The organism is Marinilactibacillus piezotolerans (assembly GCF_900114235.1).
Taxonomy (GTDB): Bacteria; Bacillota; Bacilli; order Lactobacillales; family Carnobacteriaceae_A; genus Marinilactibacillus; species Marinilactibacillus piezotolerans.
Genome location: NZ_FOSJ01000004.1, coordinates 34710 through 49600, shown reverse-complemented (window position 1 = coordinate 49600; position 14891 = coordinate 34710). Strand labels below are relative to the sequence as shown.

General features: G+C 35.5%; 13 protein-coding genes. 1 reads left to right on the top strand and 12 read right to left on the bottom strand.

Annotated elements, in window-relative coordinates:
* The gene (locus tag BM212_RS01955) at window positions 1-765 is read right to left on the bottom strand and encodes a dienelactone hydrolase family protein (RefSeq protein WP_072694675.1); all 765 of its coding nucleotides are present in this window, start codon (window positions 763-765) and stop codon (window positions 1-3) included.
* A gap of 138 nt (window positions 766-903) precedes the next feature.
* Here BM212_RS01955 and BM212_RS01950 point away from each other — a divergent pair, with 138 nt between their 5' ends.
* Window positions 904-1716 (top strand): Cof-type HAD-IIB family hydrolase, encoded by an 813-nt coding sequence (locus tag BM212_RS01950; protein WP_091895782.1) that lies wholly within the window; start codon window positions 904-906, stop codon window positions 1714-1716.
* Between the two features lie 63 nt (window positions 1717-1779).
* Here BM212_RS01950 and BM212_RS01945 read toward each other — a convergent pair whose 3' ends face one another.
* From BM212_RS01945 to recG, 11 genes are all read right to left on the bottom strand, one after another.
* Window positions 1780-3270: a phytoene desaturase family protein gene (locus BM212_RS01945; protein WP_091895779.1), complete on the bottom strand. Its 1491-nt coding sequence runs from the start codon at window positions 3268-3270 to the stop codon at window positions 1780-1782.
* Window positions 3267-3962, bottom strand: coding sequence for an ABC transporter ATP-binding protein (locus BM212_RS01940; RefSeq protein WP_072694672.1), 696 nt, complete (start codon window positions 3960-3962; stop codon window positions 3267-3269). The genes BM212_RS01945 and BM212_RS01940 overlap by 4 nt, the downstream gene beginning before the upstream one ends.
* Window positions 3963-3971: 9 nt before the next feature.
* Entirely contained in the window at window positions 3972-5060 is a 1089-nt protein-coding gene (locus tag BM212_RS01935; protein ID WP_091895776.1) for an ABC transporter permease, read from the bottom strand.
* 208 nt (window positions 5061-5268) lie between these two features.
* Window positions 5269-7131 (bottom strand): oligopeptide ABC transporter substrate-binding protein, encoded by a 1863-nt coding sequence (locus BM212_RS01930; protein WP_091895773.1) that lies wholly within the window; start codon window positions 7129-7131, stop codon window positions 5269-5271.
* 18 nt (window positions 7132-7149) lie between these two features.
* Window positions 7150-8097: an ABC transporter permease gene (locus tag BM212_RS01925; RefSeq protein WP_177206273.1), complete on the bottom strand. Its 948-nt coding sequence runs from the start codon at window positions 8095-8097 to the stop codon at window positions 7150-7152.
* Between the two features lie 32 nt (window positions 8098-8129).
* A complete protein-coding gene (locus BM212_RS01920; protein WP_091895770.1) occupies window positions 8130-9089 on the bottom strand; it encodes an ABC transporter permease in 960 nt (319 codons plus the stop codon).
* 3 nt (window positions 9090-9092) lie between these two features.
* The gene (locus BM212_RS01915; protein WP_091895767.1) at window positions 9093-10076 is read right to left on the bottom strand and encodes an ATP-binding cassette domain-containing protein; all 984 of its coding nucleotides are present in this window, start codon (window positions 10074-10076) and stop codon (window positions 9093-9095) included.
* Between the two features lie 2 nt (window positions 10077-10078).
* On the bottom strand, window positions 10079-11080 hold the full coding sequence (locus BM212_RS01910; protein WP_072694667.1) for an ABC transporter ATP-binding protein: 1002 nt from the start codon (window positions 11078-11080) through the stop codon (window positions 10079-10081).
* Window positions 11081-11314: 234 nt separating this feature from the next.
* Window positions 11315-11554, bottom strand: coding sequence for an acyl carrier protein (gene acpP, locus BM212_RS01905; protein ID WP_091895764.1), 240 nt, complete (start codon window positions 11552-11554; stop codon window positions 11315-11317).
* Window positions 11555-11753: 199 nt separating this feature from the next.
* Window positions 11754-12770, bottom strand: a complete 1017-nt coding sequence (gene plsX / locus BM212_RS01900; RefSeq protein ID WP_072694665.1) for a phosphate acyltransferase PlsX — start codon at window positions 12768-12770, stop codon at window positions 11754-11756.
* A 31-nt stretch (window positions 12771-12801) separates the two neighbouring features.
* A complete protein-coding gene (gene recG / locus BM212_RS01895; RefSeq protein ID WP_091895761.1) occupies window positions 12802-14856 on the bottom strand; it encodes an ATP-dependent DNA helicase RecG in 2055 nt (684 codons plus the stop codon).
* Window positions 14857-14891 lie beyond the last annotated feature (35 nt).

The window sequence follows — 14891 nt, the reverse complement described above, 5'->3', positions numbered from 1 at the left end:
CTATTTTTCAAAGCTTTCTTTAAAAAATTCAGCCATAGATACTGCGATTTCATATGGTACTTTATGTCCATGACCCGAACCAATTGTAAATGAAATGTTTTTTGCATACGGTTCATCTTTGATTTGCTCAATGAATTGCTTAGTCTGTTCAAAAGGAACCAGCTCGTCTTTTGTGCCATGCCAGAAATAAACTGGCTTTCCAGCAATTTTTTCCGGCTGTTCACTCAAAGAAATTGCATTCAACTGATGTTTGATTTTTTCCGTTAATAATCCATCCGTGTTTTCATACCCGTCTGTCCATTTAGAACTGAGTAACCATTTAGAGAAGTGAAATGGAGAAGTATTTCCCATAAGTATAGCTGCAGAATGGATCCAGTCAAACTGTGTCAGCATAGCACTTGTTGTAATTCCTCCCATAGAAAGACCACTAATTCCAAATTTCTCAGCATCAGATAAATTCTTTGAAACATATTCGTCTCTGATCATATTGACTTCATTCAGATTATGCGTCACAACTTCCCAGAATACAGTGTTATCTTGAGTCGACTGTGCAGCCTGGCTTCTTTCACCATGCATATATGCTTCCGGTAGTATCGCTCTTATTCCCCTTTTAGCTAATTCATATCCTTGAACTAAAACTGATTCTTTATGACTAGTCCATCCATGATAAAAAATAACGGTCGGTAACTTTTCTTCTTTCAGTTCTTCTTTTACGACTTCAAGTAATGGAACTTCTCCGATTGTTTTCTGAATGATCTGAAACATCCTGCTCACTCCTATGACGTATACTTTTTATTTACAGTTTGTTATACTTAGATAAATATCCTTATTTATTTTATCACATATGACATCTTTTTTATATTAGCGAAGCTAATATTTAAATGTTTAAAAGGAGCTTTTTTAATGAATCAAAAACTGATTGCACTTGATTTAGACGGTACAACTTTAAATAACACCCAACAAATCACTTTAGAAACTCAAGAAGTGCTAAACAAACTTCGTAAAGAAGGTCACATTGTTTCCATTGTCACCGGTCGTCCATACAGAAATAGTTATTACTATTACAATCAATTAAAAATGGATACACCAATCGTCAACTTTAATGGTGCTTGGTGTCATAATCCGTCAGACAAAAGCTGGGAGCATGGATACCATAAAACATTGAGTAAAGATCTTGCTATTTCTATGCTGGCCTTGAAAGATGATCCCGAAGTTCAACTTATCGCAGCGGAATCTAGAGATGGTATTTATGTACATGGTGATTTTATCCCTTATCCAGATTACTTTCCTGAGGGGATTGAAGTCAGTAGACAATTAACTTCTGAAACCTTACTTGTTGATCCTACTTCTGTAGAAGTTTTTACAAATACACAATTAAATCAACCGATCATTGAAGAAAGAATTATTGAAAATTATGGAAATGCAGTTGAAGTCAGAACTTGGGGTGGTCTATCTCCTTGTCTAGAAGTCGTCGCTGCCGGGGTACAAAAAGCAATGGGTGTTGAAAGAATTGCATCTTATTATAATATCAAACAAAAAGATATTATTGCTTTCGGCGATGAAGAAAATGATTATGAAATGATTCAATATGCTGGAGAAGGCATCGTAATGAAAAACGGAAATGAGCGATTAAAAGCTATTGCTAATGATTTGACCGCAGTCACTAACCATGAAAATGGTTTATCAGAATATCTAACACGATACTTTAAATTATAAAAGAAAATCCTGAAAAGACTAAGCGTCGTTTCAGGATTTTCTTTTATTTATTTGTATCGTCTATCATTGATCATCTAGCAATAACTCTTCTACAGCAATTTTTGCAGAAGTTAAAACGATGGGTACCCCGGCACCAGGGTGTGTACTACTTCCAGTAAAATACAGATTCTCACAATTCTTAGCTTTCGCCTGTGGTCTAAAGTGATTACTCTGAGTCAACGTTGGCTGCAGTCCGAAACAAGCTCCGTTGTAAGCGTTAAATTTATCACGCCAATCAATTGGAGTCATATAGGATTCAGACACTACTTCTTCTTCAATATTTTCAAACCCTTTAATATTTTTTAATTTCATAAAGACACGGTCTCTATAATATTGAATCGTTTCTTCATTCCATTCATACTTAGAAGTAGACAGATCAGACACAGGGATCAAAATATATAGACCTTCCTTACCTTCGGGAGCAAGCTTTGGATCCATTTTAGAACCCATATAAACATAAAAAGAAGGATCAGTCAGTACATCTCCTGAAAAGATATCTTCAAGATTTTCGTCTAAATCTTTTGCAAATACAAAATTATGCATATTTTTTACTTGACTATATTTCTTATCCATACCTAAATACATAATGAAACAAGAACAAGAATACTTCATTTGATCAACTTTTTTATCCGTATATTTCCCTTTAGATTTTACATCTTTAACAAGATTTTTGATTGCATATGGAAAATCAGCGTTACACATCACAAAATCTGACAAAATAGTTTCATCATCGATTTTAATGCCCTTAGCTTCCTGATTTTCAATGAGGATCTCATCAACCGGTGAGTTATAATTTACTTTTCCACCTAGTTCTAGAAATAACTTTTCCATTCCACTAGCCATCGTATGCATTCCACCTTCGATAAACCAGATACCATATAGATATTCAATCATAGGTATTATGGTATAAAGAGAAGGTCCGTTGTTAGGCGAAACACCAATGTACAAAGTCTGGAAACTTAGTATCTGCTGTAGTCTTTTATCTTTGATATACTTTCCAATAGAATGGTTTGCGCTATCAAATGTTTTTAATTTCAAAGCCTGATAAATCATTTTAGGATTATAAAAATCTGATGCATTTCGAAATGGTCTTTGAATAAAATGATTTTTTGCAACAATAAAACGTTCATAAATATCCTTTAGATAGGATAAAAATCCTGCCATATCCTTATCACTGATATTTTCCATTTCTTCTGTAATTTTAGTCAAATCGGAAGAAACACTAATTTCTTCATCACCAAAGAAAGCAGAATACATCGGATCGACTCTCTGCATCGGTATGTAATCATCAGGATTTTTTCCTGCTAATTCAAAAATTTCTTTATAAATACTAGGCATCATTACAAGACTGGGACCCATATCAAATGTGTACCCATCTTTTTTCAACTGATTCATTTTGCCACCAGGAACAGCTTCTTTTTCGTATAATGTTACATCATAACCAGCATGCTGCAAGCGAATCGCACTTGCTAAACCTGCTACACCAGCTCCGATTACACTAACAGTTTTTTTCATATTGATCCTACTTTATCATTCATTGATTGCTTTTCAAGAATACCATCTTCCATTACATAAACGGAATCACAATATTTTGTTAGTCGTTCATCGTGCGTAACCATAATTGTAGCTTTATTCTTATCTTTTGTTTCTCTAGCTAAAATCTTAACTACTTCAATTGCTCGGGATGTATCTAAACTTGCAGTTGGTTCGTCCGCTAAAATAACAGCCGGATCATGGTAAAGCGCTCTTGCAATAGCTGCTCTCTGTCTTTCTCCTCCAGATAATTCCCCTGGATATTTATCAGCAAGGTCATAAATATCCAATTCTTGAAGCAAATCCTGTATTCTTTTTTTGTCGATTTTAGATTTTTCAACTTTATTGACTAACTTCAACTGTTCTTGGACCGTTAAAAAAGGTACTAGATTGGAAGCTTGCAAGATAAATCCAATATCTTTAAACCTGCGTTGCGCTCGTTTCTTTTCTTTCAACTCGCTAAATTTATTATCATTAATAAAAACATTTCCTTCACTTGGTTGTTGCAGTCCACCGATAATTGTAAGAAATGTACTTTTCCCAGAACCACTTGGACCAATTACTGCGACAAATTCACCAGGATCTACTGAAAAATCTGTTGATTTTAATGCTTCGATTGTCTTGCTACCATCTTTAAACCTTTTACTGACTTGTTTTAATTCAATTGACTTCATCTATTTCACCTACTCTATCGCTTCTAGTGGATCGATTTTCGCTACAGTTCTAACAGAAAAAATGGCACCTAATAAGGCAAATATAATTAATGCTGCACTTGTTGCCACCAAGAAAAGATAATTATTCTGATAAGGTACGGCTGCCGGCAAGAATGCTCCTGTTAATATCGTTAATCCAAATCCTGCCATTACTCCTATTACAGCTAATAAAAATGTTTGAGCCAAAACTGATTTGGCAATATAACTCGTAGAGATTCCTTGAGCTTTCATCACACCCAACATTGAAGTTTTCTGCAAGGTCAATACATAAATAAATATTCCAACCACCAACGCAGCTATAACAACTAAAAATCCTATCATCAATCCAAAAGTCAACACTTGTGCATTATAACCTGGTAGACTACTTATAAAATCATTGATGGGGTAAGCTTCCAATTCATCGTTACCTATATTAAGACTATCAAGGGATTGACTATCTCTAACAACTATAGCATTGACCGGGAAATCTTCAATACTTTCATCAGAATCAAAGCGTATCTGCTGGTATGTCTGTATATCCGCATATAAGACAGGCGCTACACTATACCTGGCATTATCCGTAAATCCACTGACTTCAACAGTTCGATCTTGCCCAGATAATTGGAGTACATCTCCTATCTCAATCCCTTCTTCTTCTTTCAATGTTATGTCTGCAACAACCTCATTTTCTGCTGAAAACAATTCACCTTCTATAATATTTGGTGTTAAAAATTCAGTGGGATCAATACCAAATAAACTAACATCAATATTGACGTCGCTATCTTCAGATCCTTCTGGTCGTACAATATTTGAGGCGACTCCTATTCTAGCTGTTTCGTCAGCTGAAATATTACTTTGTTCACTAGGATCAATCATTGACATATTTAAATTCTGATTTGATTCGGATGTAAGCACTATACTGTCCGCATCCCATTTATCGATTGCCATTCTATATTCCTGAGAAAGACCATAAGCTAGACCCGTTAAAAAAGAAACTAAGTATGAAACCAGTAAAACAATTCCAATAATCAGTGCAAATCGAGTTTTAGAAAATTTAATCTCTTTCCATGCTAAAAACATATTTTAATTCCTTTCGCTGCATTATGTAGTTCGCTAAGATAACAATCGTTCGCGTACTTTCTATTAATAATATCATATTTTTTATTATAAATGTTAATAAAGCGAATTGCTATAATATTAAGATTATTCAAAATTTAAACATTGTAAAACCCCCACCTGATCATAACGATCTGATGGGGGTTTGCTTTATCTTTATTTACAATATAAATTATTCAGTTACACGTTCTTCAGAAGTCAAGTACCAAGTGTGATATCCAGTTTCAGCACCGGCTGTCTCTGGGTCTACTCCTACAGTAATGTCAAAAGCTCCTACACGATCATTAACTGGGAATACTTCTGTACGGAATAAAGTTGGAATAATTGGTAATTCTTCCATGAAGTATTCTTGCCATTCATTAAATACTTCTGCACGCCATTCAGTATCAAACCCTTCGCTACTTAACATTTGTTCCATGTATTCATTATTTTCTTCTGTTACCCAACGAGTATAGTTGAATGGTGCAGTTTCGCCATAAAGACCTTCTGGAGTAGGATCAGTACCAGTACCCCATGCTCCTTGATAAATATCGATTGCAGGATCATCTGCTTCAACACGGTCATAGAAAGAGTTGAACTCATGTAGACGTCCTTCAAGTAATTGTACGTTTAGGCCAATACGTGCCCAAGATTGGATATAGTACTCAGCAATAGGTTCAGCTACATCTCCTCCAGACATTGAAGCAAAGTTGATTACTAACTCTTCGCCTTCGGGAGTTGTACGGAAGTCTTCACCTTCAGCCCATTCATAACCTGCTTCATCTAGAATACGATTTGCTTCATCTTCATCATAGGGATAACCAACAACATCTTCATTATAGTAATCGGAAAAGTTAGGGATAATTGGAGAATTTGCACGACGACGTAATCCTTGATAGAAGCGTTCTCCTACTGCATCGTTGTCAATTGCATAAGCCATAGCCTGACGTAAGTTTTTATCCGCCATTTTTGCATCTGGATTGTAAACATTCTTAGCTGGTTCAGTAATGTTCCCTTCTTCATCTTCTTGCGCTTCTTGCCATTCGCCTAATTTGAAACCAATATAAGTATATGAGTTTTCATCTCGCCCTACAATGGAGTATCCTGGTAAATCAGCAAAAGTATCATATTGATCTGTTGGCATATCGATAAACAAATCAAACTGAGCATCTTCCATTGCGGCAACTGCAGTAGCAGTAGGTACAGTTTGCAGTTCAATTCCATCTAAAATTGGAGTCCCGCGCCAGTAATCATCAAAACGTGAATAAGAAACAGATTCCCCTGGAACAATATTATCCACTTTAAACGGACCATATCCAAGCGGTTTTTCACGAACTTCTGGAGCAGATTCAAGATCAGCTACCGGGATATCTCCTAAATAGTGACGTGGCTCTGCATATGTCCATACTCCACCACCAGCTTGAAGCATTTGAACACCGACTGATTTGTATTGGATAGTTAATGTCATTTCATCATCTGATAATGTCATACCACTAATTGAGTCAGCTTCACCATTTTTGTATTCTTCCATCCCTACAATGTTCTGCAAATCTGCTGTATAACGAACTCCAGTATATTCTGGATCACCAATAATTTCATGAGCAAATAATACGTCATCAGCAGTTAGTGGTTCTCCATCATGCCATTTAATACCATCTTTCACTGTTATTGTAACAGTGTTTGCTTCTTGATCTAATTCAAGAGTAGCTGCACCTGAATCATCAATTTGATAGTTTTCATCAGATCCCACTAATTCTCCCATTGTATAGGCCATTACTTGTGCATCTGGATTTCCGTCATACAGCTCCCAGTTAAAAATACCTGTAAATGGAGAATCTGATACGTATCCAATATTCATTGTTCCGCCTTCAATTGCTTCTCCTTCATTTTCGACACGTGTTTCAAAGGTTAACGGACCTTCTGAACCACTCTCAGATCCACCATTGTCTGATGAACCGTTGTCTGAATCTGCATTATCTGATCCCCCACATGCAGCAAGTACAAACGCAACAGCTGCAGAACTCGCTAATAAACTATACTTTTTCTTGTTTGACATGTTTTTCTCCCCTTTTCTTTACCCTAGTCTTTGTTTTGCGTCTGCCGAACGTTGTAATGCACGACCGACATAGTTTATACACAACACCAACACTAATATAAGTGTTGACGCTGGTAACCAAACCCATGCTTTATTTTCCAGAATATCTGGATTAGTTGCTGCTGAAACTAATGTTCCTAAACTCGGGACGTTTGAAGGCAATCCAAATCCAAGAAAGGATAACCCAGTTTCCAGCCCTATATTAGCCGCAAAGTTCAATGTCAAGTTAACAATAATCAATGAACTGATATTCGGCATCATTTCGCGAAGTATAATCAATATTGTTGGTGTTCCCATTGTTTTGGAAGCACTAATGAAATCAAGCCTGCCTACTGTTAATGCCCGCCCGCGAATAAAACGAGCTTGTCCTACCCAGTAAAAGGCACTCATAATCAAAATAAAAGAAACAACGTTATAATTTGGAACAATCGTTACAAAAATGATGATGATCATTAGTTGAGGTAAGATCATAATAAAATCTATTATTCGCATAATTATATTATCTATTACGCCCGCATAATAAGCTGCCATTATTCCTACTACAACGCCTAATAGACTAGTGATTACAGTAACAGATAATCCAATAAGTAATGAATTTCTAGCTCCAATAATTAATTGACCAAATATATCGCGGCCAGCAGAATCTGTACCTAATATATACTGAGTTCCTTCATAGAGTGGATCTGTACTCATAGAGAACGGCGGTAAATAGGAGTCAAATAAACTTACAGTAGTAACTGTGTCTTGATCTAAAATAAAAGATAGAATAAACACAGTCACAAGGATAACCGTCATTAATATAAGCGATCCGAGTGCAAGTTTATCTTTAGCAAATTCTTTAATGATGACTTTAAACCCCATAGGCGGAGTAGAAGCAGACATGTCATCTGACATGATCACAGCTTCTGAATCTTGGTTAGATGCCATTAAATGAACTCATTCCTTTCTAAAGTTATTATTTAATCAATTCGTATTCGAGGGTCTACAGCCATTAAAATCAGATCTGACAGTAAAGTCCCAATCAAACCAAGGATTCCATAGAAAAGTACTAATACGAAAATTACACTATAATCTCGTGTATTGATTGACTCTAGGAATAAATTACCCATACCACTATAGTTGAATATTCTTTCAATAAAGATTGAACCTGTTAATAAATTAACGATAGTATATCCAAAGCCTGAAGCTATTGGTAAAGATGCATTACGAAAGATATGTTTTGAATAAACTTTTTCGATTGGTACTCCTTTTGAGCGAGCTGTTTTAACATAATCAGACACTTTTGCATCAATAATCTCAGTACGTAGATATTGAATAATACTTACTGTCCCCAGCACGGCAGTTGTAATGGAAGGAAGGATCAAGTGATATAAACGGCTCCAGAACTGTTCCCAGAAAGTATTGGCTTGGATATCGATTGAACCCCTTGAAGGAAACCATCCAAGATTAAATCCAAAAATGTAAACCATAAGCAAAGCTAGTACAAATGTGGGTACTGCAAAACTGACAAAGTTATAAATAATAACTGATTTATCTAAAATCGAATCGTTATAACGACCAGATAGTATTCCTAACGGAAGGCCAATCATATAAGTCAATATAGTAGATAAAAGTGATAATCTTACTGTATTTCCCAGTCTTTCTCCTATTACATTCAATACACTAGTTTTGTAATTGAAACTTCTTCCAAAATCACCTTGAAGGGCATTTCCAACCCAGCGCACATATTTAACATGTAGAGGATCATTTAAGCCATAACGTTCACGCAATACATCCAGTTGTGCCGGGTCAACATTAGGATCAATCATCCCGGTAAAAGGATCTCCAGGCATAAATTCTGCAATGATGAAGATTAAAATACTTAATATGATAATTTGGGGAATCATCAAAAGCAATCTTCTAAATATTGTCTTCCACATGAATTAAACTTCCCCCTTTGTGTTAATTGACTCATTTTGAAGTGAGCTATTAGGTTTAGTAGCTACAAAATGATCATCTTTATAAGGCAATAAATCGTATACTCTTCCATTTTGATCATAATATTCTGCTTCTTGAGCATCATATTCTGCTTCAACTCGCTGACGCTCAATTTTATTTGACTCGCGAGTCGTAGGATCCATATCAGGAATTGCTGACAACAGACGTTTTGTATAAATATGCTGTGGATTATTATAAATTTCTTTTTTAGGTCCTTTTTCCACAAAGCGACCTCTATGCATAATAGCAATATCATCAGACATATGTTGGACCACGCCCAAATCATGAGAGATAAATAAGTAACTTAATCCATATTCTTTTTGTATTCTTCGCATAAAGTTCAATACTTGAGCTTGAACAGACAAGTCTAATGCGGAAGTTGGTTCATCAGCAATAATCAATTTCGGATCACTTGCAACTGCTCTAGCTACACCAATACGTTGACGTTGTCCACCAGAGAACTCGTGAGGATATTTATACATCGCTTCTGCATTCATTCCAACAATATCTAATAATTCAGCTACTCTACGCTTAATCTCTGCTGGAGTATAGTCAAAATAGTTACGCATTGGTTCAGCCATAACATCAATGATCCGTTTCTTCGGATTCATTGATGAGGTAGAATCCTGAAAAATCATTTGTACATCTTTATTATAATTTTCATATTTTTTATTGCGACTGCGTGCCTTATTAGTCACATTTTCGCCTTCATATAAAATTCTACCAGCAGAAGCTTTTTCTAGTCCGATAATTGTTTTTCCAATAGTAGTCTTTCCAGAGCCAGACTCTCCTACTAAGCCGTAGGTTTTTCCAGATTCTATCGTCAAGTTTACACCATCAACAGCTCGAACATAATCTTGAACTGTGTTTAAAATACCACCACGAATAGGGTAGTGCACTTTCAGTTCTTGTACTTCCAAAAATCCCATCGTTATTTTTCCTCCCCTTCAAAGTGGAAATGTTTCCAGCTATTTCCTCTTACTTTATGGTTAGGAGCGATTTCCGTTAACTCTGGGTTTTCATCAAATGCTTCATCAGGTATCCAAGGAATTCTTGGTCTGAAGCGATCACCTTTGCGGGGTAACTTCTGTAATGATGGCACCGTACCGTGGATAACATGCAATTCTTCGCCTTCTTCAAGTTCATGAGGAATTGAGTTTAACAATGAACGTGTATAAGGATGCTTAGGATCTCTGAACAAAACATCTACAGGCGCTTCTTCAACAATCTGGCCAGCATACATTACAGCCACTCGATCAGCAGTTTCTGCTACAACTCCTAAATCATGTGTAATCAGAATAATTCCAGATCCTGTTTCATCTTGGATATCAATCATCAAATCAAGGATTTGAGCTTGAATTGTAACATCTAATGCAGTGGTTGGTTCATCTGCAATGATAATTGGCGGTTTATTAGCCAATGCAATTGCAATAACGACTCTTTGTCTCATTCCTCCAGATAATTCATGAGGATATGCTTTCATGATTTGTTCCGGTCTCGGAATTCCAACCTGATTCAATAGTTCAAGAACTCTTTCTTTAATTTGTTTCTCATTCATATCTGAGTGATAGACTAAAGCTTCTGCGATTTGTCTATAAATCGTCATCAAAGGATTAAGAGAGCCTAAGGGATCTTGAAAAATCATTCCAATATCATTTCCTCTAATACGATTATATAACTTTTCGTTTAAATCAATCAGATTTAAATCTTTATAGATAATTTCTCCACTTACTTGAGTATTTTTAGGATCATGGAGTCCCATTATGGAAGTAGCTAATGTTGATTTACCACAACCGGATTCTCCGACAATTGCTAAAATTTCATTTTTCTTAAGTGTTAACGAAACTCCATCAACAGCGTTATGATATTCTTCACCAAAGCGAAATCCGGTTTTTAAATTATTAATTTCCAACAAGTTGCGTTCGACGGCCACTGTCTAACCTCCTATGCTTTTCTCCTTAAAATTTAAATGAGAATAACATTAAACATTTTGTGATTTTTTAATCAAATACTTAATAATATAAATCGAATTATACACGTTATAACTTTTAATATCAACACTGTAATTATTATTTTATAATAAAATATTAAATTTTCAAATTAATCATTCATTATATCTTAATAATTTCAACAAATACCGTACCACGTTCAGATTCAGGGTGATATTTTATTGATTGTTATTGATGTAATCTACTGCTTTACCTACAGTAGTGATATTTTCAGCGTCTTCATCAGAGATTTCGTTACCGAAAGTATCTTCAAGCTCCATTACTAACTCAACAATATCAAGAGAATCTGCCCCTAAATCCTCTTTAAAAGTAGTATCTCTAGTTATCTTATCTTCATCAACGCCTAATCTTTCCACAATAATGCCTCTAACTTTTTCAAAAATTTCTTGTTCATTCATTTTATAATCCTCCATTTAAGTGTATTGAGTATAATATAACTATTCTTGTTATAAGCCCATTTTTCTCATTTTTTTGTTATTCATATAAGTTATTGTAGCGTATTCTTTTGTCTATTTCCATAACTAATCAAAAGTAATATAATATTACCCGTTAATTTATCAGACATTTATATTCCATTTTCTAATAATATTCAGAAATCTACTCTTTTTCTTCGATATTTTCTCCTTCATAATACTTAACCAGATCTTCTACAACATGTGAAGACAGCATTTCTCTAATTTGTTTTAGTGTCTGATAAACCGGCTCTGAAGTTGCTGATCCATGTGTTTTGACTACCGGAGCTTTTAAACCTAATAAAACAGCTCCTCCGTGCTTAGAATAATCTAATACATCTTTTAGATTGGATAAACTATCTTTAAGTAATAGTCCTCCCATTTTAGCTTTTAGACCGTTATTCATAATAGATTCTTTGATGAGTTTTACCATAGACAGTGCAGTTCCTTCAATTGTTTTCAATACAGCATTTCCGGTAAAACCATCCGTTACTACAACATCTGCTATTCCATTCAGTAATTCTCTGGCTTCAACATTCCCTATAAAGTTGACTGCATCATTTTCTTTTAACAGTTTATAAGCTTCTTTTGTTACCTCGTTTCCTTTATTTTCTTCTGTACCGTTATTTAATAATCCAACACGAGGATTATCTATCCCTCTAACAAACTTGGCATAATAAGTCCCAAGGGTTGCATACTGATTAATATTATTTGGTTTGCTGTCCGCATTTGCCCCAACATCCAGCAAATTAAAAGCATCTTGTTTGTCTGCCATAACAGGCATAGTAGCTAGTAATCCTGGTCTATCAATCCCTTTGACTCTTCCAATTATCAAAGTTCCAGAGGCCAATAGAGCTCCTGTATTTCCAGCTGAAAATAAAGCATCATTTTCTTGTTCTTTAACTGATCTTGCAGCCATGACCATAGAAGCTTGTTTTTTTCGTCTAATGGAACGTACTGGATCATCTTCGCTTTCTATTTTTTCATCTGTATGAACTATTTCAATGTTTTCCAATTCTTCATTGATATATTTTTGGATCATGTGCTGCTTACCATACAAGACAATTGTAATATCTTTAAACTCTTTTGCTGCTCTTATGCTGCCTTCCACAATTGCTTGGGGAGCATTATCTCCACCCATAGCGTCTACTGCTATTCTCATTCTTCTTCCTCCTGAAATCATATTTTATAGATCAATCTAAAAATGAATGTCTGGCTTGTTCGTCAATTCCTACTTTTGTTCTTATTAAAGCATACTCTTCTGATTCAAAAAAATCAGTAGTCGCTAAAATTTGTGCAGCTTCATTTCGAGCACTTTCTAAAATTTGAAAATCTTCCACTATATCAGCAACTTTAAAATCCGGAAGACCGGACTGTTTCTTTCCAAATATTTCTCCAGGACCTCTCATTTCAAGATCCTTTTCACTCAATTCAAATCCATCATTAGTCTGTGTTAGTATTTCCATGCGTTGAGCTCCTGTTTCACCCTTTGGATCAGCGATAAGAACACAATATGATTCTTTTTTTCCTCTTCCAACTCGTCCTCTTAACTGATGGAGTTGAGCTAGTCCAAATCGATCGGCATCATGAATAATCATTAAAGTTGCATTTGGCACATTAACGCCTACTTCAATTACTGTAGTAGAGACCAGAACTTGTAGTTCGTTATGTTTGAATTGTTCCATTATGGACTCTTTTTCCATATTTGACATTTTACCATGTAATAATCCAACTTTGTATTGAGGTTCAAACTTAGCAGCATAAGTTCTAAATAGATCAGTAGCATTCTGTAAATCCATCAACTCAGATTCTTCTATCAACGGACTGATGACATAAACTTGAGAGCCATTAGACAGTTCTCGTTTAATAAAAGGAAGCATCTGAGTAAACTGTTTAGGTCTTATCCAGTGAGTTGCTACCGGTTCTCTTCCTGGGGGCAACTCATCTATAATAGAAACATCCATTTCACCGAACGCGCTAATTGCTAATGTTCTTGGAATAGGAGTTGCTGTCATGAATAAAACATCAGGATGAGATCCTTTTTCTCTCAGCGTCTTTCTTTGGTTTACTCCAAATCGATGCTGTTCATCTGTTATAACGAGTCCCAATTTATTGAACTCTACATCTTCTTGTATCAAGGCGTGTGTTCCAATTAAAGCATGAATCTCACCATTTGCTAATTGTTCGAGTATTTCTCTTCTTTTAGCAACTTTAGTTGACCCTGTCAGCAATTCCACTTTCAAACCCTGTGACCTGAACATTTCTGAAAGACTTTCCATATGTTGAGTCGCCAATATCTCAGTTGGTGCCATCAATGTAGACTGAAGACCGGCCGTCCATGCTGCGAATATGGCTGAGGCTGCTACCACTGTTTTACCACTCCCAACATCTCCTTGGAGTAAGCGATACATTTGAATAGGTAGCTTTAAATCCTTACAGATTTCATTAACCACCTTTTTTTGGGATTTAGTTAATTCATAGGGAAGAGACTTAAAAAAGGCTCTCAACAAATCAACATCATAGTTCACAGGAGTTCCACGGTCTACCATTTTGTGCTGCTTCCTTAGCCACTGCATCTGAAGTTGATAGATAAAAAACTCAAGAAAAATAATGGCTGTTCTAGCTTGTTCCATATCATTCTCTTTATTTGGGAAATGCATCATTCTTATAGACTCTTTATGTGTAACTAAATTATATTTTTCTCTTATAACAGCAGGAACCATCTCAGGAATAAGCTCATTGTATCCATCCCAACACTGTTTGATCAGCTTTATTAATGTAGCTTGCTTTATATGTTTTGAAGTATGGTATACTGGCTCCTGATTTTCTTCTTTGTCACTCAATGCACTACTCAATATTTTTATCCCGCTTAGTTGCATCTTAAGCGCATCCCATTTCCCAAAGATAACTGCTTCTTCTCCAGCATGTAACTGATTTTTCAAATAAGGCTGGTTGAAGAAAGTAACTGGTACAATGACATGTTCTACATTCATTCTAAATGCTAAACGATTCTTCCCTCTTCCGAAGTGATTCACAACTGGATCAGATATCAATGGTCCTCTTAACACAACTTTTTCTTTATCTTCAATTTCTTCGATTGATTTTACCGTTAAATCTTCATATCTGAATGGAAAGTAGGTTAATAGATCGTAAACTGTTTCAATCCCAAGTTCTTTTAAAGCTATAACTCTTTTGGGTCCAACTCCTGAAAGAATGGTAATTGGGTCAAAAATATTCTTTCCAGTCATGCCGAGCTTCCTCCTTTCCATATTAAAATGAATAA